Genomic DNA, 21,637 nt, shown 5'->3' with positions numbered 1-21,637 from the left:
GCTAATCATCCTCGCTCTTTTTCGTAGTATCTGGTATTCCCATTGCTTTGTGGACCTCTGGACCCAGCAGTTGTCTTGTATGTTTAACCCTCGCTTCCGCGCAGATTGTCTGGGATGATCCGATTTGCAGGACAGAGGAAGAAGAGACCCCTTTAATTTTGATATGATTCACACAAATGTTTGGGTTTACATTATTTACAGACATGTTTACCCGTTCTGTTAAAACAGGAGTCGGGGACTGCATCGTAAATATTGGGTACTCAGAGAAGTTCCCCTCGTTACCATAAAATTTCGGAAACTCTCTTTTTACAGCTAGTGCCCTTGATTTAGCATTAATATAATAGGAATCCCCAATATGAAAATAAGAGCTAAAAGACAAAGAGTGCAAATTAATCTCGTTTACTCTAGAAATTCTCATAGGCTATTCCGTAGTTAATGGAACAAATGGTCCAATTACCAATGATTCAGGGGGAGTGTCGAAATAAGATGTCAGGCAAATGTTCTGGGTATCCCCGACAAGAAAAATAGACGAGGAAGAAACCCCAAGGATATCTACATTATTCACTTGCAAATTATGGTTTGTCACTTGAAAGTTCATAGGTTAACACCACACATTTATTTTTTTTGAGGAAGAGTTTGAATAAAGGTAGCAAAAGCTTTATCCATGTCCCCTTGAAGCTGTTGAATGGCGACTTCTTTAATTTTTTCATCATTATAACCCTTTTGGACAGCTTCGGCCGTAATCGTATTTAACGTGTGATTCACTCGTGAAGCCAGTTGATTGTTTACATCCTGGATCATGAAGTCATGATAGTGTTTTTCAAGAGTTCGTCCTTGCTGTTTCGCTATCTGGTCAATCTTTGTTTTTCCGTTTTTGTTGAGATATTCCCGTAAGTCTGCTTCAATACCTTGGGCTAAATTCTGGTTCCGCTTAGGAACGGGCACTTCTAGGTTGTTTTGGGTTACAACGAAATCTTCAATCTCACCTGAGGACCCAGGTGTCAACCCAATATTCAATGTGCCTTCCAACGTTTCCACCTTAAGTTGATCAAATTTATACTCAATTCGTTCGATATTCATACTTGGTTTTTCTTTTAATTGGGTGATTTCCTGTTGCATAAGTTTCACCAGTTCCTCGAGGGTGGAAATCTGTTTCGTCTGGTTTTCTACTACTTGTTGAAGTTGCTGGATCTGTTGCTGCGATTGATAAAAATACTGATAGTTATTGTACATCCGACCACCCCTTTCATTGGTTGCTGTTTAAGCGTCAAGAATCATCTCTAATACTTTATGCAAACATTGAAAATGGGTGAATGCCCACAATGTAAATTCAACTTGAACCTGTTAAAGGGACAAATATTTCAGATGCACTCGGAGGCGTTTCACTTTGTTGTTCTTGTGCTATCTCGGCACTGCTTACAGGTGCGGGTCCGACAAAGTTACCTGTATTGTATAAATTTGATAAGGACTTTATAACCCCGGCACTACCTATCTGAAAAACGGAGGAGTTTGATATACCTCCTATCTTCAGATGGTGGATGACGATACTTTGATTGATGAAAAAATTGGATGCCATACGTGTCCCCTCCTAATAAATGTTGGTTTACATATTCAATGCAACCGGCTGGTCATTAACATCTTGGTCATAGGTGTTTGTTTGACTGTTCGTGTTGCTAACAGAGATATTGTCTCCGGTATTAAAGCTACCGGCTCCTGCGAATGTTTTGGCTGAACTGACTGGAGACATTTGAAATACATCCCCGATATGAAATATCCCGGAGTTACCGATGCTGTTAACATTTACAGCTCCGACGATTGCTGGCATAAACGTTAACTCCTTTACTGTGCGCTATTGTTATATCCTATGACATTAGCCCGGTATGGTGAGTGTAAACTAAAAAAGGGATAGGAGGATTTGATGATAGGAATATAAAGGAAAAAGAGCTATAATATTCACTATGAAAGGACAAGGGAGGAATCTGGATGCAAGCAGCACCTATACAAGAAAAAGAGAGAATTGTAGCTTTAGATATTATCAGGGGAATTGCGATATTAGGCATTTTTCTCGTAAACATGCCCTCATTTTTTGCTCCGATGCTTTATGTGAACGTAAAAACTTATTGGACTGATACACGGGATATTTTAGTGATGAATGGAATTGATATCATTGCCCAAGCAAGTTTTTATACCCTATTCTCATTTTTGTTCGGATATGGCTTTATTATTTTCACAACCCGAGTAGCAGAGAAAAATCTATCTGCACCAAAATATTTTTCCAGAAGGCTAGTTGTATTATTGGTGATAGGAATCATACATGCATTTTTGATTTGGCATGGCGACATTCTCATTACATATGCTATATGTGGGTTTCTTTTACTATTTATGAGGAAAATGTCCTCAAAAGCGATGGTATGGACGGGGATACTTCTTATCGTCATTCCGACAGCCTTGTTATCATTGTTAATGCTTGTCGTGACGTTAACGATGGGAGATACGGACCTCTATTCCACATTTGAGGCTAATGCTGCACAATCGTTACAGGTATATGCCAATGGAACATTTATGGAGATAACAAAACAACGGATTGCCGACTGGTCTTTCGTCAACATCGCGAACTTCTTCTTTATTGTATTGTCGGTTCTGCCGATGTTCCTGTTTGGAGCGGCTGCAGCAAAATCCAAGTGGTTGGAAAACGTGGAGGAAAACCTCGCATGGATGAAAAAGCTTTGGATTGCAACTTTTGTGCTGGCAATAATATTTAAGTTGCTTCCATATTACACCGCACAAAATTACACAACAGAATACCTTCAGGACGGTTTAGGTGGTCCTGCAAGTGCCGTATTCTATTTTTTATCTATCGTGTTGGCGACTAGAACAGGGGCTGGCTTGAAGTTATTGTCACCGTTTCAGTATGTTGGAAAAATGAGTTTATCCAATTATTTGTTTCAATCCGTTGTTTGTTCGCTCATTTTTTACAGTTACGGATTAGGGTTATACGGATCCTTTACACCGTTTTATGGTCTATGGCTCGTTCTTGGTATATATATTTTCCAAATCATTATCAGCAAAGTCTGGGTGGCTAACTTCTATTTTGGACCGATGGAGTGGTTATGGAGAGCGGGTACTTACGGTAATAAGCCAAAATTTAAAAAGATGTGAGCATATGCTTCACATCTTTGTCACTGTGCATAAGAATATTTATTTTGACTTTGCAATAAGCGGAGTTGTTGTTGCGACTGCTTGTTTAACAGAACATCAAGTTCTTGGCTGCATTTCACAGTTTGAGATGCAGTAAATCCGTATTCTTTTGCGTAATGAATCATTTGCTGTCGTTTTAATTCGATTTTTAAGGCTAACATTTGCTTCTACTCCATTATTATTAGATTAAGTAACGCAAGCGGTTGTCCTTATTATGGCACGGCTTTTATAAGAAAAAAAGCACTTCGATAAAACAAGTCATAATATAACAAATTACTACATAATCACCATATGTCTAGATGGAAGGATGAATGAGTGAATGCATTTATTATCAATGGAACTCAATGGAGAAGTTCGGATTGGACTAACCGACGAAGCACAACTATATGTCATCGATCTTAAGAAAGCGTACGAAGCTAAGGGAGAGGAAAGTATTTGGCCATCCACTCTTTTGGAAGGCATAGAAATGGGTGAGGACTTTGTCCATACTGTTGCTACCTTGCGGGACTGGGTGTTCACACAACGAAACTCTAAGGATTATTTCATCCCTATGAAAGAGGTAAGGCTTCTTGCGCCTATTGAACGACCTCGTAAGAATATTTTTTGTGTCGGGAAAAACTACCGGGAACATGTACTGGAGATGGGAAGTGAAGAGGATATCCCCGAGCATATAATGATATTTACGAAAGCTCCCACTTGTGTGATCGGCCCCGATGAAAACATTCCGTTACACGAAGAGGTTACATGTCAATTGGATTATGAAGGGGAATTAGCAATTATAATTGGAAAAGCTGGAAAAGGTATAGCCAAAGAAAATGTAATGGATTATATCTTTGGCTACACGATTGTGAATGATGTAACGGCTAGAGATTTGCAGAAGCGTCATAAACAATTCTTTCTTGGTAAAAGTTTGGATGGAACGTGTCCAATGGGACCAGTCATTGTGCATAAATCTGCAATAGATGATCCACAAAGCCTAGAGGTGAAAACACTGGTGAACGGAGAAGTCCGGCAAATTGCATCAACGGAACAGATGATTTTTACTATACCAGAAATAATAGCAACTATTTCTAAAGGCATGACTCTGGAAGCGGGAGATATTATCGCGACCGGAACTCCTGCTGGGGTTGGGAAAGGATTTAATCCACCGCGTTTTTTAACCGGGGGAGATGTAGTGGAAGTGTGCTTAGAGAAAATTGGTACACTGAGGAATGCCGTCAAGTAACCTCCTGTTAGTCAAACAAAAAGCTGCCTGCTAGACTTAATACATTCTAGCAGGCAGCTTTTTTATTATGACAGTACTTGTTTCACTTTTTCAATCGCCCAATCTAAATCTTCTTTGGAGATGACGAGTGGCGGTGCAAACCGGATGACCGTTTCATGTGTTTCTTTACATAACAAGCCTTCTTCTTTAAGCTTTTCGCAATAAGGGCGTGCTGCTTCCGTCAACTCTACTCCAATAAAGAGTCCGCGACCGCGAACTTCTTTGATGATTGGGTTTTGGATGGTACGTAACTCTTCCATCATATAGTTTCCTAAGTCGTAAGAACGTTCTACTAATTTTTCTTCTTCTAATACTTCCAATGAAGCCATGGAAACCGCACATGCTAGTGGATTTCCTCCAAAAGTGGAACCGTGTGATCCTGGATTGAACACGCCAAGGATATCCTTGTTTGCTGCCACGCAGGAAATAGGGAATACTCCTCCTCCAAGGGCTTTACCTAATATGTACATATCAGGCTCAACATTTTCCCAGTCACAAGCAAATAGTTTTCCAGAGCGCCCTAGGCCTGCCTGGATTTCATCTGCCACATATAGTACATTGTTTGCTTTACAAATCTCATAAGCTTCTGAAAGGAATCCTTCTGCAGGTATATTGATGCCTGCTTCCCCTTGGATAGGCTCAAAGATGAAAGCAGCAGTATTCGGTGTGATGGCACCCTTAAGTGCTTCAATGCTGCCGTAAGGAATTACCTTGATACCAGGAAGCATCGGACCGAAACCTTGTTGGTATTCTTCGCTTGAGGACATGGATACAGCAGTCATGGTACGACCGTGGAAGTTATCTTCACAAACGATAATTTCTGCCTGATTAACTGGCACACCTTTCACATCATAAGCCCAGCGTCGAACGGCTTTCACAGCAGTTTCTACCGCTTCTGCCCCTGTATTCATTGGTAACACCATATTTTTCTTCGTTAGTGCAGCCATTTTTTCATACCAAGGACCAAGTTGGTCATTGTGGAAAGCGCGGGAAGTCAAGGTGATTTTATCTGCTTGATCTTTTAACGCTTGAATGATTTTTGGGTGACGGTGCCCTTGGTTGACTGCGGAATAGGCACTTAACATATCCATGTATTTATTACCTTCCGGGTCTTCTACCCATACTCCTTGTGCCTTGGAAATCACAATTGGTAGGGGGTGATAGTTATTGGCGCCAAATTTCTCTGTCATACTGATGATATCGTGTGTTTTAGTAGTCATAAAAGAAGTACCTCCATTATTGAATGTAATGGTTTACAAAGGTATTATATCATTGTTAATATTCAAAATCTTATATTAAGGTAATTTACTTAGTTTTTTTCCGTCACTATGGTATGATACTAGTAGTTTTGAGTGAATTGAAGGAGGTTAGTAGAAATGACGCACGCACATATTTCGACATGGGCAATCGCACTTATTCTGTTTGTCGTAGTACTATTTTTAACAAAAGCAGGTAAAGAAAAAGGTGCTAAGATAACAGCGATGGTCCTTAGAGTGTTTTACATCTTAATCGTTGTCACAGGCTTGCAGCTTGGATGGAATTTGATTACAAACGGACAATACGCACTGAAGATGGTATTAGGTATTGTCGTTATCGGCTTGATGGAAATGATCGCAGTCCGCACTAGAAAAGGAAAATCCACTGTGGTGGTTTGGGTTCTTTTCGTTGTGGTATTTGCATATATTCTCCACTTAGGTTTCAGTCTTCCAATGGGTATGTAATCTATAAAACCAAAAGCTTGAATCTCTATTTAATAAGAGATTCAAGCTTTTTTATGTTTTTGTAAATGTTTTGATGATAGTCATGTATTCTCTCGTTATATATGATAAAGTAAAATTAGTGAATAAATTGTAAAAATTACACTTGTTTTGTAAAAAGATGAAGAATATATAGGAGTATATACTTATGAAAACAGAAGGAAACATACCATATTACCCCGATAAAACAAGTGCTAGAGATATAGTTAAGCTAAACCGGATGATGAAAACTTCGGACCAACAATATAAATCACTATTTGAACACAATGGTGACATCGCTTTTTCAGTAGATTTGCTTGGCAGAATTATAAGTGTAAATCCTAAATTCAAAGAGATATTTGGATTTACAGAAAAGAAGATGCTTCGAAAAAGTGCACTTAATTTCATAAAAGCAAAGGACATTGAAAGAGTGACTGATCATTTTTTCAAAGCCTTAAATGGGATGGAACAGACATATGAAATTGAATTGATCCAGAAGGATGGGGAAGAAAGCACATACCTCATTAAACATATTCCCATTGTCATTGACGGGGTTCGGACAGGTGTTTTTGGAATAGGAAGAGATATTACGGCACAGAAAAAAGCAGAAGAAAAAGTGGCTTATCTCGCTTACTATGACCCTGCCACTGCTCTGCCAAATAGACAAAACTTTCATGAAAGTTTAAAAGTGAAGCTGGAAGAATCGAAGAAAAGTAAGGAAAAATTAGCAGTGCTTTTTATTGATTTTGACCGTTTTAAATTGATTAATGACAGCCTGGGGCATCTTGTTGGCGATGAATTGCTAAAATGGGAAATTGAACGAATTTCAGCCTTATTACCTGCGAATTGTTACCTTGCCAGATTTGGTGGGGATAAGTTTTCATTATCTTATACCGGTTTTGAGAGCATAGATGAAGTGATCACAATGGCTAAGGCTATTTTGACCACTATTAAACAACCTATTAGGTATTTAGAGAAAGAATTCTATGTGACAGCAAGTATCGGAGTCAGTTTGTACCCTAATGACGGGATAACTGCAGAGAGTTTATTGAAGAATGCTGATGCGGCGATGAATCAAGCAAAAAAGCTTGGCGGAAACAGAATAAAGTTTTATTCCGATGAAATGAATAGTCAGGCATTATACCGGATTGAACTGGAAAGCTATCTGCGTAAAGCGCTGGAGAAAAATGAGTTCTTCCTATGTTACCAACCGTTTATCGATATAGATTCAGACACCGTCATTGGAGCAGAGGCATTAATACGCTGGAATCATCCGAAGCTGGGACTTGTCCCTCCCGCAGATTTCATTCCTCTCGCTGAAGAAACTGGATTAATTATAGAGATTGGAGGTTGGGTGCTGGAAACTGCTTGCGTACATACAAAAAATTGGCAACAGGTTGAGGGTTATCAAGAGCTGAATATTTCAGTAAACGTTTCTGCCCAACAGTTCCAGCAACCAAGCTTTGTATCAGAGGTGAAACATGCATTAACAACTTCCGGACTTTCTGCTTGTCACCTGCATCTGGAATTGACGGAAAGTGCTATGTTAAAGAATGCCTCCTATAGTATTGAGGTGATGAAAGAGTTACAGGGATTGGGTGTTAAAATTTCCGTGGATGATTTCGGGACAGGTTATTCTTCCTTAAGTTATTTACGAGATCTTCCTATCAATAATTTGAAAATTGATCGCTCGTTTATTAAAAATTTGCGTGCCGAGTCAAAAGACCTTGCCATTGTTCATGCCATCATAACCATGGGCAAAGGACTTAACTTGAATGTCATTGCAGAGGGGATTGAGACGGAGGAGCAGCTAAGTATCCTTAGGCAGTTAACGTGCGATGTTGCACAAGGGTATTATCTTTCTAAACCGAAGGAACAAACAGAATTCGAGAAATTTATGAATGATAGTCAACCCAGCTTGGTGTGACACAAGGAAAACCGCGATTCATCTAAATGAGCCGCGGTTTTTTTATAGATTAAAAAGTTAATATAACTGTTGATTTCCGTTCCAGGCGCTTCGCTTGCCTGCGGGCGGTCCGGGAGCCTCCTCAGGCTTCGCCTGCGGGGTCTCCCTTGTCCCTTCCTCCCGCGGGCGTCTACGCGCCTTCCACTACAATCAACATGGTGACTTCATTCAACTTAGGTTTTATAAAACGCTCTAATCGAATTATCTTAAAAAGCATTAACATATCTTAACGTAATTTCTAGCTGTGGATTGGAGCAAATGGCGGAGACTCCAGCGGGGGAGTAACGGTAGGTTGAGACCCCTGAAGCGTTGCGAGGAGGCTCAAGCACCGTCCCGCGGAAAGCGAAGCCATTTGCGGAAAGGAACAGCTGCGGTTAACCAATCAATTATAGTTTTTAATCGTTCATTCAGCTTTTCTGCGCTCCATGTTGGTGAACATGTATCTTTTGCCGGTTTGGAGGGTGTATTCGAAACGGTCGGTTACCGTTTTGCCTCTTGAGAAATGGTGTTGAACCGAACAGATAAATGTTTCATTATCATACACGAGGAAATTCACCCCTGATGGTTCTTTAATATTGTCCATGAACTGCATCGTGTTATAGCAATAAATACAATCATAGATGGATATATTGGAGTTATTCAACAAGGTGGTGAACTTTGTGAACGCTTCTTCCGACAATTCTTCAAGCCACTCCATATATGGCTGAGGAAGTCTTTTACGTACACGTACGGCATCGCCATTGTTTAATTCATATAAATGCTTGGTATGTAACACAACTTGACCTGTTTCTAATAACACTCCAGGTACCCATTCGTTTGAAAAAAGAATTTCAATACCTTCTTCTGAAATCTCCTCCAAAAGAAATGCTTCATCGTCCTCAGCTTCAAAGAAAATCCATTGTTCGTTTATATTTTCAATTGTCCCGCATGTATAGGAGCGTTTCTGTTCGTAAATAATGTTTTTTCTTTTTTGAAGATTCACAGTCGTTTCCTCCAGTAGTCAACAAGTTTTGTAGGTGTAAACCTTTGTGTCTGCCATTCTTCCCTAGTTGAGTTGCCTTTAAACTTGATGCTTTTTTATTACTTTACCCACTTTTCAGATGAATATTGGGAGGTAGACTAACAAGGAAAAAAAGTGAAAGTGTTTCTGGAATTCATGGTATAAGCACTCCCGGCATAGTATAGAACACCCGTAGTTTGCTTGAAGCAAAAGGAGTGGATGGACAATATGTGCGGTATTGCTGGATGGATCGATTGGAAGAAGGATATTAAGGATCAGAAGGATATAGTAAAAAAGATGGCGGAAACCTTATCTTTACGTGGACCGGATGATACAAACATTTGGATGGACCGTCATGTGGGGTTTGGCCATAAACGCCTGGCTGTTGTTGACCTTGAAGGCGGGAAACAGCCAATGACAAGAAATAAAGCAGAGAATGACTATACAATCTGCTATAACGGTGAGCTTTATAATACAGAAGATATTAGAAAAGAATTGATGAAGAGAGGTTATGGTTTTAAAGGTCACTCTGACACAGAAGTCTTACTGACAGCTTATATGGAATGGAAAGAAGAGTGTGTACATCATTTAAATGGCATTTTTGCTTTTGCTATTTGGGATGAAGAAGAAGAAAAGTTATTCATTGCTAGAGATAGACTTGGGGTGAAACCTTTATTTTATCATCAAGGGGAGGGGACGTTACTTTTTGGATCCGAACTAAAGGCACTGCTAGCCCATCCGGAAGTTTCGAGTGCAGTTGGGTATGATGGATTGGCAGAAATTTTTGGGCTTGGACCTTCTCGTTCTCCCGGACATGGTCTATTTCATGATATCAAGGAGCTTCGTCCGGCACATTTAATGATAATGAGTAAAAGGGATGGGGTAAAAATCAAGCGATACTGGAATGTGGAGAGCAGGCCGCATACCGATAGCTTTGAGGAAACGGTGGAGAAAGTCCGCTTTTTGTTCACGGATGCTGTTACAAGACAACTAGTTTCAGATGTGCCGGTATGTACGTTTCTTTCCGGCGGCTTGGATTCAAGTGCTATTACGGCAATCGCTGCAAATGCTTTTAAATATGAAGGAAAGCCTCCACTAAATACCTATTCCATTGATTATGAAGAAAATGATAAGTATTTCAAAGCAAATGAATTTCAGCCAAATTCCGATGAGAAGTGGATAAGAAAAATGACGGAAACATTTGGTACCGTTCATCATCAATCCATTATTTCACAAACCAATCTTGCCGCCTATTTAAAAGAAGCGGTGCTGGTAAGGGACCAACCGGGCATGGCGGATATTGACTCCTCTTTATTATGGTTTTGCAGAGAAATCAAACAGAATTATGTAGTAAGTCTTTCTGGGGAATGTGCGGATGAAATTTTTGGAGGTTACCCTTGGTTTCACCGACCAGAAGACCTTGCATCAAGTAACTTTCCTTGGATGCGTTCCACCCAAGCCAGAATGGAGTTGCTTCGACCAGAATGGAGAAGGAAACTGAAACTAGATGAATATATAACTTCCAAATTTGAAGAAACAGTAGCGGAGACGCCTAGACTTGAAGGAGAGAGTCTGATTGAAGCGCGCAGACGCGAATTGTTCTATTTAAATATGATTTGGTTCATGACAACACTATTAGATCGTAAGGACAGAATGAGTATGGGTGCAAGCTTGGAAGTTCGCGTTCCTTTTGCGGATCACCGTCTGGTAGAGTATGTCTGGAATATCCCTTGGGAAATGAAAATGCACGGCAACAGGGAAAAGGGAATTTTGAGAAAAGCTTTAGAAGGAATACTTCCAGATGAAGTGCTTTACAGGAAAAAGAGTCCCTACCCAAAGACCCATCATCCAGTTTATACTAAATTGGTTCGAAACTGGCTAGAAGAAATACTTGAAGATTCACATAGTCCATTACTTGAATTTATGGATAAGAAGAAGCTGCAAGAGATCGTTTCTTCGGAAGGAAAAGCCTTTCAAGTCCCATGGTTTGGTCAACTGATGACAGGTCCTCAACTGTTAGCCCATCTCGCACAAATTCATGTATGGTTTACTCATTATGGTGTAACAATAAAGGAATAAATTGCTAAGTATGATTAAATGTGTTTTGATTAAAGTGTAGAAGTTCTTTAACGTATTAAAGAGATAAAAGCTCCTGAATAGGAGTTTTTATTTCTACCATAGTACGGTACAAGCCTCTTACTTCTGTGGCAGTCTACGAAGAAAATCATCATCCCAAAACCGTCTCACCCGTTTTTACATAGAAAGAGTGTTATTGATTGTAAGAGTTAATGATATTGTGTATAATGTTTGTATAATCTTTGTTTAATTAATGAACGGTTTTTTGGAATGAGGAGGCGTACTAAAAATGAGCAAAAAAATTGTAGTGGTTGGTGCAGGCCCAGGTGGTTTGGCAGCTGCCATGATGCTCTCGGCAAATGGCTATGAAGTGACCGTAATGGAAAAACAACCTTATGTTGGAGGGAGAAACTCTGCTATAAAATTGGGAGATTTCACTTTTGATATGGGGCCGACCTTTTTAAGTATGCCTCAGATTGCAGAAGAGATTTTTGAGGAATCAAGACGAAACATGCATGACTACATGGAAATGAAAGAATTAAGGGACATGTATGAACTTGTTTTCCCTGATAAGTCTTTTATGGTAACTCGCAATAAGGAAAAAATGAAAGAAACCATTGAGCGGTATTTTCCTGGAGATGGAGAAGGGTATGATCGATTTATGTCCGAGACGGAGAAACGCATGGACGCCCTTACTCCAATTCTTCAAGGGAAAATGGATCGTTTCTATCATTATTTTCAATGGAAAGTTATTAAAGCGTTGCCGCAGCTCAGCCTTGGCAGCAGTTTGTATGATCAATTAAGTAAATATTTCCGTGAAGAACAACTCAAGCTTGCCTTCACTTTTCAATCCAAATATTTAGGAATGTCTCCTTGGGAATGCCCTGGTGCGTTCTCCATTCTTTCTTGGATGGAGCATGCATATGGAATCTATCATCCTATTGGAGGGGTTAATCAGCTTTCCGAGAGCATGGCTAAAGTGGTGCAAGAATATGGTGGGACGATTAACCTTGGTACAGGTGTTAAAAAGCTTTGGCTAGAAGGTCGCAAAGTGAAAGGTGTCATACTGGAGAATGGATCAAAAGTGGAAGCGGATGAAGTGGTGGTTAACGGTGATTTTGCCCATGTGATGACAAATTTAGTCGATGAGGATGTATTACAAAAGTACAGCAAACGCAAGCTTGAAAAGAAAAAGTACTCCTGTTCCACTTTCATGATTTACCTTGGACTGGACACTGTTTATGATCTTCCGCACCATAGCATTATTTTTGCAGAAGACTATAAAAAGAATGTAGAAGAAATCACTAAAACAAAAAAACTTTCAAGTGACCCATCCATCTATGTACAGAATGCATCTGTTACAGACCCGACATTGGCTCCATCAGGCAAATCTGCTCTTTATATTCTTGCTCCTGTTCCTAACAACTTTAGTGAAATAGATTGGCAGGAGAATAAAGATAAATTCCGAGAATTAGTTTTTGAAATACTCGAAAAGAAGAGCGGATTTAAAGGGCTGAGAGATCACATTGAAGTAGAAAAAATCATCACACCAGCTGATTGGGAAAAAGAAGTGCTTGTATATAAAGGGGCAACTTTCAATCTTGGTCATCAACTGACACAAATGATGGTCTTGCGCCCGCATAATAAATTCGAAGAACTTGATAACTGTTGGCTTGTTGGTGGGGGCACACATCCTGGAAGTGGGTTGCCGACCATTCTCGAATCAGCAAGAATCACCACCCGACTATTGCGTGAAAAGCACGAAACACATGCTCAAAAAAACTTTCAAGTGCAAAGATTGGAGAAAGCTCAATGAGTAAACATATTGCAATAGCAGGCGCAGGTATCGGTGGTATGATAACAGCCCTTCTTCTAAAGAAGCAAGGGTTTAAAGTTAGCTTATATGAGAAAGAAAAACAAGCAGGAGGTAGGCTTGCTTTTGTCGAAAGGGAAGGGTACCGGATTGATCAAGGTCCAACTATCGTGCTGCTGCCGGATATGCTTAAAGAAATTTTGGCAGAAGCCGGTGTTTCTAAGGATGCTTGGGAACTACTTGGCCTTGATACCCTCTATACTATTCATTTTAAGGATGGAAAAAAATACACGAAGTATAAAGATAAAAATACGCAATTACATGAGTTATCAAAGCAATTTCCTGGTGAAGAAGAAGGTTTTAAGCAATATATGACAGACATGAAGAAGAGTTTTGATGTCGGGAAAGCCTCCTTCCTGGAGAAATCATTTACGAGAAAACGAGATTTCTGGACGGGGAAAAATCTTAAGACCTTGCTTAGATTAAAAGCTTATCATTCCACCAAAAAATTCGCAGGATCCTATTTCAAGGACGAACGCCTCCGAGAAGCGTATTCTCTCCAAACATTATATATTGGAGGAAATCCACAAACGGCACCTGCCATGTATAGTTTAATTCCATACAGTGAGCATGAACATGGCATTCATTATGTAAAAGGTGGCTATGCCTCTCTCGTTGATGTACTGATGGATACCTTGAAAGCCAACGGAATTCCACTGCATTTATCAAGTAAGGTGGAAAAAATCCACAAGAAAGATGGACGCGTTACATCCATTAAGGTTAATGATGAGACTATTAAAGTGGATGGACTCGTGTGGAATGGTGATTTTCCTGCCTCAGCTGAACACTTCGACATGAAGAAAAACTATGAACCATCTTCAGGATGTGTTTTATTATATTTTGGATTGGATGGAACCTATCAGGATTCGGATGTTCACCAATTTTTTATGGGTGGAAATTTCGAACAGCATATGAAAGAAGTGTTTCAAGAGAAGAAGGTCCCATCAGATCCTTCGTTCTACACGTTTAATCCAAGCGTAATCGATTCCACATTGGCACCAGTTGGAAAAAGCGTCCTTTATGTCCTTATTCCGGTACCTTCTGGCAGTCACATAGATTGGAGTAAGGAAAAGTCATTTATAGACAGGATGATTAAAAGTATTGAAAATAGAGCTTTTCCGGAATTGACTAAAAGAATGGAATGGATGGAAGTAAGAACACCAAATGATGCAGAGCTTGACGGACTGTTTCAAGGTGGCAGCTTCGGCATCGCTCCGAATCTGTTTCAGTCTGGTGTATTCCGTCCCCAGGCAAAACCGTCTCCTGCTCTGGCTAATGTTTATGCCACGGGTGCTTCCATACACCCTGGAGGTGGAATTCCAATTGTTATGCAAAGCGCAAAGCTTGCAGCAAACCAGATTATCCATGATTTTGCCCATCATTCATCTGCAAAGGATGTGAATCTCAATGAACGACTTAATGAAAGCATATCATCATTGTGAATCCATAATTAAAGAACATTCCAAAACATTTTATAAAGCCTTTATGCTCCTGCCAAAAGAGAAGAAGCAGGCTGTCTGGGCTGTATACGCGTTTTGCCGACAGGTGGACGATATAGTGGATGACGGAATGAATCCAAAAGAAGAACTTTTTGCATTTAAGGCGATGTTTGCTGATTTTCTAGAGGGGAAATTGCCCTCTGAAGATCCAATGTGGTTAGCTCTTCAGGATGTGTTCAATCGATATGAGATGGATGTTCAATCTTTTCATGACATGATAGTTGGGCAAGAAATGGACTTATATAAAAAGTTGTATAATTCGGAGGAGGAAGTACTGCATTATTCCTACCATGTAGCAAGTACCGTTGGATTGATGCTCCTTCCGATTCTTGCTCCAACAAATAAAGATATATTGCGAGAGGATGCGATTGCGCTTGGACAGGCGATGCAGATAACTAATATTCTTCGGGATATTGGAGAGGATCTTGAGCGTGATAGAATCTACATTCCTATTGAAATGTTGGAAAAAGCCGGCTACTCATTGGATGACTTGAATAAACATATCGTGAATAACAAGTTCATATCGGTGTGGGAAGAGATGGCGAACAAAGCGGAAAGTCTTTATGAACAGGCGTTGAGTACGATTCATCTGTATCCGATGCATTCGAGAACTCCTGTTAAGGGAGCGGCCTATTTATATCGGGCGATACTAGGTTCGATCCGCAAAAAGGGGTATTCCGTGTTCAAGACGAAGCACTATGTTACTAGTGAAGAAAAGCAGCAAATCATTTCACAAATGTAAAAACCACAGTCCAAGGGCTGTGGTTTTATTTGAGGATAAGAAAGTATATAGTTCGGTTGATTTTCCGTTCCAGGCGCTTCGCTTGCCTGCGGAGGAGTAACGGTAGCTTGAGACCCCGCAGCGCAGCTAGGAGGCTCAAGCATCGTCCCGCGGAAAGCGAAGCCATTTGCGGAAAGGAACAGCGGTGATAAACCAAAAACTAATGTCTTATAATAAAAAGACATTAGTTTTTAGTTTTATTTGCTTTACTTATAACATCTGCAACATTCAGGCCGGATAGTGTGACCATGGGCGAGCCTCCGCCCGGGTGGGTAGAGCCGCCGACAAAGTAAAGGTTGGCAATATCAGCAGATTTGTTCCTTGGACGGAAAAACGCATCTGTTTTACGATTGGATGCCATTCCGTATAAAGCTCCTCTAAAAGCGCCAAAAGTAGTCTCAATATCTTTTGGGGTAATCACCTTCTCAGCGAGCACATTTTCTTTCAACAATAACCCTCTTTTTGCCAATGTATCATATATAAGTTCCTTATAGTCGTTAGCATTCTCGTTATGAGGAGATGTTGCAGGTGCATTCACCAAAATAAACAGGTTGTCCCCATTTGGACTTTTCTCCTTTTCTGTAAAAGAAGAATTACTCAAGTAGATGGTGGGATCAATTGCATACGCTTTGTCCTGAAATAAACTGTTGAACTCTTGCTTGTAATCGCTAGAAAAATAGACAGTATGATGTAATAGTCCAGAATGTCTCTTATTCATTTCTGCAAGCACAACATAAGCAGAGATGGATGGTTCGAATTTTGCCGCCTTCTTATCTGAAAAATGCGGCCTGTCTACTTCTTTAACCAGTTCTGGATATGCGACAAGTAGATCTGCATTCATAACAACCGTATCTGCAGGATACTTTTCTTCGTCTTCTGTTGATACAGAGACAGCCTGTTTGTTTTTCACTTCAATGCTGGTAACTTTGCAATTTGTATGGATTTGAACTCCAAGCTTTCTTGCAAGCTTCTCGAATCCTTCTGCAATTTTTGTGTTACCGCCTTTTGTATAATAGACTCCTTCGACAAGTTCCAAGTAAGCGATGAGGCCAAATGTCGCAGGAGAGACATAGGGAGAGGAGCCGATATAGGTGGCATATCGGTCGAGTGCTTGGATAACAAAAGGGTTAGTGAAATACTTCCGGTGAAATCGATGCAAGGACTGTAACGGTCGAACTTTGCTGAAGGAATATCCTAAACCCGGGGAGAGATAATCCGCAGTTGAGGTAAAGGTCCTTCGGAAAAATTGACTTTCTCCCATTTTATATAAACGTGTTACTTCCTCTAAATATGCAGGATAATTCTTGGCACCCACAGGGTCGAGCGTTGCGAGCTGCTCTACCATTTTCTCTCGATCAGAACTGAAGTCAAAAACGGCCCCATCAGGTGAAAAATTACGAGTATGTGAATTAAGTTTAATAAATTCAACATACGAATCGGGATTTTCGCCTGTTTGAGAAATTACTTCCATGAATACATCTGGCATTGTAATCGTATTTGGACCAAAATCAAAAGATGCCTCTCCTAACTGAACAGGCATCAGCTTTCCACCTAGGTGGTTGTTCTTTTCCAATAATGTAACATGGTAGCCTTTAGTAGCCAGGCTGATTGCTGCAGACAAACCACCAAGGCCTCCACCTATGACAACGACATTTTTCATTTATAGGCACGACCCTTCCAAATATAATGTTGTTTTCTCCAAGATTTCCACATGGAAGCGTGCAGAATGACCAAGAATGCCAAGGCGCTTATGGGCATAAAAAGAAATAAGTATGCTAGCTGTCCCGTCCGAAGATCAATATATAGCTTTTGCATCCATACTAGAAGCAGAGGCACCAAAAACCAAACTCCATAAAAAGGAGAGAGAAGTGCCAAGAAAAGAGGAGCAATATAAAACAAGCTGTAAAATAAAGTTAAACCCATTGCCATTAGAGGAGACTTCCCGATTCCAATATAAATATTTTTCAAAAAGCCATTCCACACTTCTTTATTCGTTTCATACATATGACAGGTAACAAAAGGAGTGGCATTGATTAATTTCACTTGAAATCCGTGTTCTTTCATCACCCTTGCAAGATGAACATCTTCCACAATACTAGATTTAACGGAAAAATGTCCTTCTATAAAATCATAGGCGCTTCTTTCAAAAAACATGAATGCTCCGTGAGCGGCACTAGCAGGTTTATAGAAGCTGTAATTGGCCAATGCAAGGGGAAGATGAAGCCATATAACAAAATGTTGCATTGGTACCACTAGCTTACTTAACCAGCTTGTAACCGGAAACCGCGGAAAACCTGTTACCAATCCCACTTTCTCATTCTGGAAAAAAGGAAGCATGCTTTCAATCGTATTCTTTTTCAATCGTGCATCGGCATCTAAAAATAACAAATAATCGCCGTTCGCTGCATGGGAAAGCTGATAGCAGGCATGCACTTTTCCTGCCCACCCCTTTTTTAAGGGAACGCCTTGCAGGATAGAGAAACGGCTATCTTTTTTAGTGGAATCTACCGCCAAGGAATATGTGGAGTCTGAAGAATGATCATCCAATAAGATAAATTCTAAATTTGAGTATGTGAGTTTCTTGAAATTTTCTATTAACTGGAGGACGTTCCGTTCTTCATCCCGCATTGGTACAAGAATGGATACAAGCGGTGGTATAGCGGATTTCATTGGTTTTGGATAGGCAGGATAAAACAAACCATTGATAATAATCCAGAGGAAAGACAAGAATAACCCGCCAGATAGCATGATAGTGAATGACTCCATTACTGTTTTCCTCCTTCAAAGTCCAAACTTATAGTAAAGATTGATAATGGCTTGTTGTTTGTTGTATAACATCTTGCTTCACTTTATCTAGCAGAATGGTATAGCGATCTTCTAATGATTGGTTTTTTTCTTTTGAAGAATTGCCTGCCAGTTGAGAATAATAGACCGGATCTTCTACTTTAATATAAACTTCAGGTTTGCGTTCACCAGTGAAAGTATAGTAAAGACAGACAGGTACAATCGGAATAGCAGTATTCTTGGTGATGTGCACGGCTCCCGGAAGGAAACCAAGCGGGCGAATCTCGAGGTGTTTCTCATCTCCTTGTGGGAACAGCCATAAAGTTTTGCCGTCTTTTAATCTTTCTTTTGCATAATTCATAGAACGGACAATGTCCTTAGGGTTGTCTCTGTTCACCGAAAATGCTCCGATTTTTCTAAAGAAGGGGAACTCCCGGATTCCTTTTTCGTGCATCATCACATAGCTCTCTTGTTTGGTGACAACTTGATTCAAATGGAAAACAACCAATGAGTCCCACCATGTACTGTGATTGACAATATACAGGGCAGGGGACGGGGGAAGGCTTGCGTGCTCACCCTTGGCATAATAGATTCCTTTAAAATGAAATCGAAGGAAGCGTTTATTAAATTGGTGAAAAAAATAATCAAACCGTTTGCTTTTTTTTGCTGGAATCATGTAGGAACTCCTTTGATTTCAGTGTAGCCAAATATAATAATAGGGTTGGAATAATGGTCACCGTCAATGCCAGATAAAGTTTGGCAGTTATGGCAATCATACAGAACATACCGATCATCAAACCGTACAATACATACATATTCTTCTCCCAGTACTTATTTTCCTTTGGAGAAATATTTTTCGAAAGTAATAATATGACCATGTGAAACAGGAAAGAAAGACCGAACCAACTGTAAAAATTAAACATAGGAATGTCGTAATAAAAGCTTGTTCCTTCCCAAATCCAATACTCTTTTGCTATAAAAGCAACAGGGTCGATGATAAGATCGAGTACAACAGTGGCAAGAGCGGCAAGGGTTGCTTTTAAGAGAATAGGTGCATTTGGAATCACCCTGTTTGCCAGGACATGGGACGTGGAAATGACCAATAACCATGCAAAGCCTATTGTAATAGGTACACCAAACAACTTTGGTCCGAAATAGGAATTATAATAATAGTCCCCAAAAAGAAAACCGTATTTTACTCCAAAATGCTCAGCAGCCATTGCTGCAAAAAAGACGAGAAAAGTAAAGAAAAATCCAATAGAACGGTAGTTTTTAATGAGATATATGGCTCCGAGGGTTCCGGCGGTAACGAGAAAAACGACATTCGCCCATTCTAGCCATGGAGGCAAGAGATCAAAAGTCAATAACACGACCCCGCATATGTACCATATGATAAAAAAACGGACAATCAATTTTTCCCACATGTTAATCTTCAACAATATCACCTCTAGGAGGAATTATAGCATTATAGTTTAATGATTGTATAGGTTTTGTATACACGAAAAAGCGATTCAGTGGGCTAAGCCATGAATCGCTTTTTCCTTTCTATTTATCATGATAGGCGAAGAAGGGACGGTTTAAACTTCCTTAGCTTTACGTTTTTGTGTAGATCCGCCTAAATTGTTCAAACGATGAACTAAACCGGTACCGAATTCTGGTGCAGAGCTATTATCTGAAAAAACGGACTCTCTAAGTTCATAAGCGGACGACCCATGTTCTGCAAAATCAAGCCCGGAAATCTCTTCTTCCTTCGTAACACGAATGCTAGTAAAGCGTGTAACAATGAAAAGGAATAAGCCAACAGAACCGATTGTCCATGCACTAACAGCCAGTATGCCGATTGCTTGAATACCTAATTGGGAAACTCCGCCGCCGTAAAATAATCCGCTTGAAGTGGAGAATAAACCTACAGCAAGTGTTCCCCAAATGCCGCATACACCATGAACCGCAATGGCGCCGACTGGATCATCAATCTTAGCTTTACGATCGATGAAGGTAACTGCCTCTACAAGAAGAACCCCTGCAACCAAACCAATAATGATGGCACCAATTGGAGATACATCTCCAGTTCCTGCTGTAATACCAACTAACCCAGCTAGCGCGCCGTTAAGTGTTAAGGAAGCATCAATACGCTGATAACGAAATTGCGTATAAAATGCAGAAGCCAGCACTCCAGCAGATGCAGATAGTAAGGTGGTCGTGATGACATGTGGAATCAACGAAGGATCTGCAGCTAACGTGCTACCGCCATTAAATCCAAACCAACCAAACCAAAGGATGAAAACTCCAAGCGCCCCAAGTGGGATGTTGTGTCCAGAGATGACATTAACTTTGCCATTTGTATATTTTCCAAGACGTGCTCCTAGGAATTTCACAGCTACAATAGCACCAAGTGCACCAGTGAGATGGACGACAGTAGAGCCTGCGAAATCGGTAAAACCTAGTTCGGATAACCATCCGCCACCCCAAACCCAATGTCCGACGATCGGATAAATGAGAGCTGTCATGGCAACCGTCAATAATATATAGCTTGATAGTTTCATGCGTTCTGCAACAGCACCAGAGATAATAGTAGCGCATGTTGCTGCGAACATTGCTTGGAAGACGAAGAAACCTATTTGATCTTCGTGCCCTGTAAGGAAAAATCCGTCGAGTCCGGTGAATCCGCCGATAGAACTGCCGAACATAAGGGCATAGCCAATAGCCAGATAAAGAACAGATGCAATGGAGATGGTGAGGAAGTTTTTCATTAAGATATTCAGTGCATTTTTAGAGCGGGTAAATCCTGATTCCACCATCGCAAATCCTGCGTGCATAAAAAATACTAAAAGAGCGGCTACCATAATCCAAACCATATCAAGAGAGACGCTTAACCCTTCAACCGTAGGTGCTTGCGCATGTGCTGTAGAACTGACCAATAATCCTCCTGTAACGAGTAATCCTATTTTCTTCTTCATATATATCATCCTTCCTTATTGAAATTAAATGATGGCAAGCTTTCCGTTTTCTCCTGTGCGGATCCGGATGGCATCTTCAACTGGGTAGATAAATATTTTTCCATCCCCGACTGTATTGGTAGAGCATACTTCTTGAATGATTTGGACAATTTCATCTACATATTCAGATTCCACAACCATTTCTACCTTTACCTTAGGAAGAAGTTTAATTTCGAATGTGTTTCCTCTGAAAAGACCTTGTTGTCCCTTTTGTTGTCCACAACCTGCTACTTCTGAGACGGTTAAACCGTTAATTCCGACTTCTTCTAGCTTTTCGCGAAGCGCACGGAAGGTTTCGGGTCTTACGATGGCTTCCACTTTTTTCATCATGATCTCTCCTTTAAGTTAATGTTATGTTTCCTAACATCTGTAGTTATGTTTTATATCATATTCTATAATTATGCAGTGTGCAATAGGAATTATCAAAAAATTCAGTCGAAAGCGCTTACTAGTTTGTAAGGAAA

General features: G+C 40.2%; 22 protein-coding genes. 8 read left to right on the top strand and 14 right to left on the bottom strand.

Annotated elements, in window-relative coordinates; all coding sequences use genetic code 11:
- Window position 1: 1 nt before the first annotated feature.
- The 5 genes from M313_RS22435 to M313_RS0102580 form a co-directional block, all read right to left on the bottom strand.
- On the bottom strand, window positions 2-418 hold the full coding sequence (locus M313_RS22435; protein ID WP_083800855.1) for a spore germination protein GerPE: 417 nt from the start codon (window positions 416-418) through the stop codon (window positions 2-4).
- Window positions 419-421: 3 nt separating this feature from the next.
- Entirely contained in the window at window positions 422-598 is a 177-nt protein-coding gene (locus tag M313_RS24920) for a spore germination protein GerPD (RefSeq protein ID WP_010192131.1), read from the bottom strand.
- 17 nt (window positions 599-615) lie between these two features.
- Window positions 616-1,233 (bottom strand): spore germination protein GerPC, encoded by a 618-nt coding sequence (gene gerPC / locus M313_RS0102590; RefSeq protein WP_010192128.1) that lies wholly within the window; start codon window positions 1,231-1,233, stop codon window positions 616-618.
- A gap of 97 nt (window positions 1,234-1,330) precedes the next feature.
- The gene (locus M313_RS22430; RefSeq protein WP_010192125.1) at window positions 1,331-1,576 is read right to left on the bottom strand and encodes a spore germination protein GerPB; all 246 of its coding nucleotides are present in this window, start codon (window positions 1,574-1,576) and stop codon (window positions 1,331-1,333) included.
- A gap of 27 nt (window positions 1,577-1,603) precedes the next feature.
- Window positions 1,604-1,825: a spore germination protein gene (locus M313_RS0102580; RefSeq protein WP_010192122.1), complete on the bottom strand. Its 222-nt coding sequence runs from the start codon at window positions 1,823-1,825 to the stop codon at window positions 1,604-1,606.
- Window positions 1,826-1,983: 158 nt separating this feature from the next.
- On the opposite strand from M313_RS0102580, the gene M313_RS0102575 reads away from it, so the two are divergent.
- Window positions 1,984-3,159 carry a DUF418 domain-containing protein gene (locus M313_RS0102575; protein ID WP_010192119.1) on the top strand — a complete coding sequence of 392 codons (1,176 nt, stop codon included), beginning with the start codon at window positions 1,984-1,986 and terminating at the stop codon, window positions 3,157-3,159.
- A gap of 20 nt (window positions 3,160-3,179) precedes the next feature.
- On the opposite strand, the gene M313_RS0102570 is transcribed toward M313_RS0102575, so the two are convergent.
- The gene (locus M313_RS0102570) at window positions 3,180-3,359 is read right to left on the bottom strand and encodes an aspartyl-phosphate phosphatase Spo0E family protein (RefSeq protein ID WP_010192118.1); all 180 of its coding nucleotides are present in this window, start codon (window positions 3,357-3,359) and stop codon (window positions 3,180-3,182) included.
- Between the two features lie 158 nt (window positions 3,360-3,517).
- Here M313_RS0102570 and M313_RS0102565 point away from each other — a divergent pair, with 158 nt between their 5' ends.
- Complete coding sequence (locus M313_RS0102565; RefSeq protein ID WP_010192116.1) at window positions 3,518-4,423, top strand: fumarylacetoacetate hydrolase family protein; 906 nt, start codon at window positions 3,518-3,520, stop codon at window positions 4,421-4,423.
- Between the two features lie 65 nt (window positions 4,424-4,488).
- On the opposite strand, the gene M313_RS0102560 is transcribed toward M313_RS0102565, so the two are convergent.
- Window positions 4,489-5,682, bottom strand: coding sequence for an ornithine--oxo-acid transaminase (locus M313_RS0102560; RefSeq protein WP_010192114.1), 1,194 nt, complete (start codon window positions 5,680-5,682; stop codon window positions 4,489-4,491).
- 156 nt (window positions 5,683-5,838) lie between these two features.
- Between M313_RS0102560 and M313_RS0102555 the strand changes: the two genes are divergently transcribed.
- Both M313_RS0102555 and M313_RS0102550 read left to right on the top strand, forming a co-directional pair.
- Window positions 5,839-6,183 carry a YisL family protein gene (locus tag M313_RS0102555; protein ID WP_010192113.1) on the top strand — a complete coding sequence of 115 codons (345 nt, stop codon included), beginning with the start codon at window positions 5,839-5,841 and terminating at the stop codon, window positions 6,181-6,183.
- Window positions 6,184-6,367: 184 nt separating this feature from the next.
- A complete protein-coding gene (locus M313_RS0102550) occupies window positions 6,368-8,125 on the top strand; it encodes a sensor domain-containing protein (RefSeq protein ID WP_010192110.1) in 1,758 nt (585 codons plus the stop codon).
- A 442-nt stretch (window positions 8,126-8,567) separates the two neighbouring features.
- Here M313_RS0102550 and M313_RS0102545 read toward each other — a convergent pair whose 3' ends face one another.
- Complete coding sequence (locus M313_RS0102545; RefSeq protein ID WP_010192108.1) at window positions 8,568-9,146, bottom strand: DUF2777 family protein; 579 nt, start codon at window positions 9,144-9,146, stop codon at window positions 8,568-8,570.
- A gap of 246 nt (window positions 9,147-9,392) precedes the next feature.
- Here M313_RS0102545 and asnB point away from each other — a divergent pair, with 246 nt between their 5' ends.
- The 4 genes from asnB to M313_RS0102525 all read left to right on the top strand — a co-directional run bounded on the left by asnB (window position 9,393) and on the right by M313_RS0102525 (window position 15,354).
- A complete protein-coding gene (gene asnB / locus M313_RS0102540) occupies window positions 9,393-11,243 on the top strand; it encodes an asparagine synthase (glutamine-hydrolyzing) (RefSeq protein WP_010192107.1) in 1,851 nt (616 codons plus the stop codon).
- Between the two features lie 286 nt (window positions 11,244-11,529).
- Window positions 11,530-13,056, top strand: coding sequence for a phytoene desaturase family protein (locus M313_RS0102535; protein WP_010192106.1), 1,527 nt, complete (start codon window positions 11,530-11,532; stop codon window positions 13,054-13,056).
- Complete coding sequence (locus M313_RS0102530; protein WP_010192104.1) at window positions 13,053-14,555, top strand: phytoene desaturase family protein; 1,503 nt, start codon at window positions 13,053-13,055, stop codon at window positions 14,553-14,555. Before M313_RS0102535 ends, M313_RS0102530 begins: the two co-directional genes overlap by 4 nt.
- A complete protein-coding gene (locus tag M313_RS0102525; protein ID WP_010192101.1) occupies window positions 14,521-15,354 on the top strand; it encodes a phytoene/squalene synthase family protein in 834 nt (277 codons plus the stop codon). The genes M313_RS0102530 and M313_RS0102525 overlap by 35 nt, the downstream gene beginning before the upstream one ends.
- 223 nt (window positions 15,355-15,577) lie before the next feature.
- Here the strand turns inward: M313_RS0102525 and M313_RS0102520 are convergent, their stop codons facing one another.
- From M313_RS0102520 to M313_RS0102495, 6 genes are all read right to left on the bottom strand, one after another.
- The gene (locus M313_RS0102520; protein WP_010192099.1) at window positions 15,578-17,053 is read right to left on the bottom strand and encodes a phytoene desaturase family protein; all 1,476 of its coding nucleotides are present in this window, start codon (window positions 17,051-17,053) and stop codon (window positions 15,578-15,580) included.
- Entirely contained in the window at window positions 17,050-18,159 is a 1,110-nt protein-coding gene (locus M313_RS0102515) for a glycosyltransferase family 2 protein (RefSeq protein WP_010192097.1), read from the bottom strand. Before M313_RS0102515 ends, M313_RS0102520 begins: the two co-directional genes overlap by 4 nt.
- A 28-nt stretch (window positions 18,160-18,187) precedes the next feature.
- Window positions 18,188-18,853, bottom strand: coding sequence for a lysophospholipid acyltransferase family protein (locus tag M313_RS0102510; protein ID WP_010192095.1), 666 nt, complete (start codon window positions 18,851-18,853; stop codon window positions 18,188-18,190).
- A complete protein-coding gene (locus M313_RS22425; RefSeq protein ID WP_010192092.1) occupies window positions 18,822-19,613 on the bottom strand; it encodes a carotenoid biosynthesis protein in 792 nt (263 codons plus the stop codon). Before M313_RS22425 ends, M313_RS0102510 begins: the two co-directional genes overlap by 32 nt.
- Before the next feature lie 141 nt (window positions 19,614-19,754).
- Window positions 19,755-21,134, bottom strand: a complete 1,380-nt coding sequence (locus tag M313_RS0102500; protein WP_010192090.1) for an ammonium transporter — start codon at window positions 21,132-21,134, stop codon at window positions 19,755-19,757.
- Window positions 21,135-21,158: 24 nt separating this feature from the next.
- The gene (locus M313_RS0102495) at window positions 21,159-21,500 is read right to left on the bottom strand and encodes a P-II family nitrogen regulator (protein WP_010192088.1); all 342 of its coding nucleotides are present in this window, start codon (window positions 21,498-21,500) and stop codon (window positions 21,159-21,161) included.
- Window positions 21,501-21,637 lie beyond the last annotated feature (137 nt).

The organism is Bacillus sp. m3-13, assembly GCF_000175075.1.
Taxonomy (GTDB): domain Bacteria; phylum Bacillota; class Bacilli; order Bacillales; family Bacillaceae_I; genus Sutcliffiella_A; species Sutcliffiella_A horikoshii_C.
This window is presented reverse-complemented; position numbering and strand designations above follow the sequence as displayed.

What these genes read in the sequence shown, in the direction of transcription:
- M313_RS22435 (WP_083800855.1), bottom strand. Translation starts at nt 418, where the DNA reads ATGAGAATTTCTAGAGTAAACGAGATTAATTTGCACTCTTTGTCTTTT.
- M313_RS24920 (WP_010192131.1), bottom strand. Translation starts at nt 598, where the DNA reads ATGAACTTTCAAGTGACAAACCATAATTTGCAAGTGAATAATGTAGAT.
- gerPC (WP_010192128.1), bottom strand. Translation starts at nt 1,233, where the DNA reads ATGTACAATAACTATCAGTATTTTTATCAATCGCAGCAACAGATCCAG.
- M313_RS22430 (WP_010192125.1), bottom strand. Translation starts at nt 1,576, where the DNA reads ATGGCATCCAATTTTTTCATCAATCAAAGTATCGTCATCCACCATCTG.
- M313_RS0102580 (WP_010192122.1), bottom strand. Translation starts at nt 1,825, where the DNA reads ATGCCAGCAATCGTCGGAGCTGTAAATGTTAACAGCATCGGTAACTCC.
- M313_RS0102575 (WP_010192119.1), top strand. Translation starts at nt 1,984, where the DNA reads ATGCAAGCAGCACCTATACAAGAAAAAGAGAGAATTGTAGCTTTAGAT.
- M313_RS0102570 (WP_010192118.1), bottom strand. Translation starts at nt 3,359, where the DNA reads ATGTTAGCCTTAAAAATCGAATTAAAACGACAGCAAATGATTCATTAC.
- M313_RS0102565 (WP_010192116.1), top strand. Translation starts at nt 3,518, where the DNA reads ATGCATTTATTATCAATGGAACTCAATGGAGAAGTTCGGATTGGACTA.
- M313_RS0102560 (WP_010192114.1), bottom strand. Translation starts at nt 5,682, where the DNA reads ATGACTACTAAAACACACGATATCATCAGTATGACAGAGAAATTTGGC.
- M313_RS0102555 (WP_010192113.1), top strand. Translation starts at nt 5,839, where the DNA reads ATGACGCACGCACATATTTCGACATGGGCAATCGCACTTATTCTGTTT.
- M313_RS0102550 (WP_010192110.1), top strand. Translation starts at nt 6,368, where the DNA reads ATGAAAACAGAAGGAAACATACCATATTACCCCGATAAAACAAGTGCT.
- asnB (WP_010192107.1), top strand. Translation starts at nt 9,393, where the DNA reads ATGTGCGGTATTGCTGGATGGATCGATTGGAAGAAGGATATTAAGGAT.
- M313_RS0102535 (WP_010192106.1), top strand. Translation starts at nt 11,530, where the DNA reads ATGAGCAAAAAAATTGTAGTGGTTGGTGCAGGCCCAGGTGGTTTGGCA.
- M313_RS0102530 (WP_010192104.1), top strand. Translation starts at nt 13,053, where the DNA reads ATGAGTAAACATATTGCAATAGCAGGCGCAGGTATCGGTGGTATGATA.
- M313_RS0102525 (WP_010192101.1), top strand. Translation starts at nt 14,521, where the DNA reads ATGAACGACTTAATGAAAGCATATCATCATTGTGAATCCATAATTAAA.
- M313_RS0102520 (WP_010192099.1), bottom strand. Translation starts at nt 17,053, where the DNA reads ATGAAAAATGTCGTTGTCATAGGTGGAGGCCTTGGTGGTTTGTCTGCA.
- M313_RS0102515 (WP_010192097.1), bottom strand. Translation starts at nt 18,159, where the DNA reads ATGGAGTCATTCACTATCATGCTATCTGGCGGGTTATTCTTGTCTTTC.
- M313_RS0102510 (WP_010192095.1), bottom strand. Translation starts at nt 18,853, where the DNA reads ATGATTCCAGCAAAAAAAAGCAAACGGTTTGATTATTTTTTTCACCAA.
- M313_RS0102500 (WP_010192090.1), bottom strand. Translation starts at nt 21,134, where the DNA reads ATGAAGAAGAAAATAGGATTACTCGTTACAGGAGGATTATTGGTCAGT.
- M313_RS0102495 (WP_010192088.1), bottom strand. Translation starts at nt 21,500, where the DNA reads ATGAAAAAAGTGGAAGCCATCGTAAGACCCGAAACCTTCCGTGCGCTT.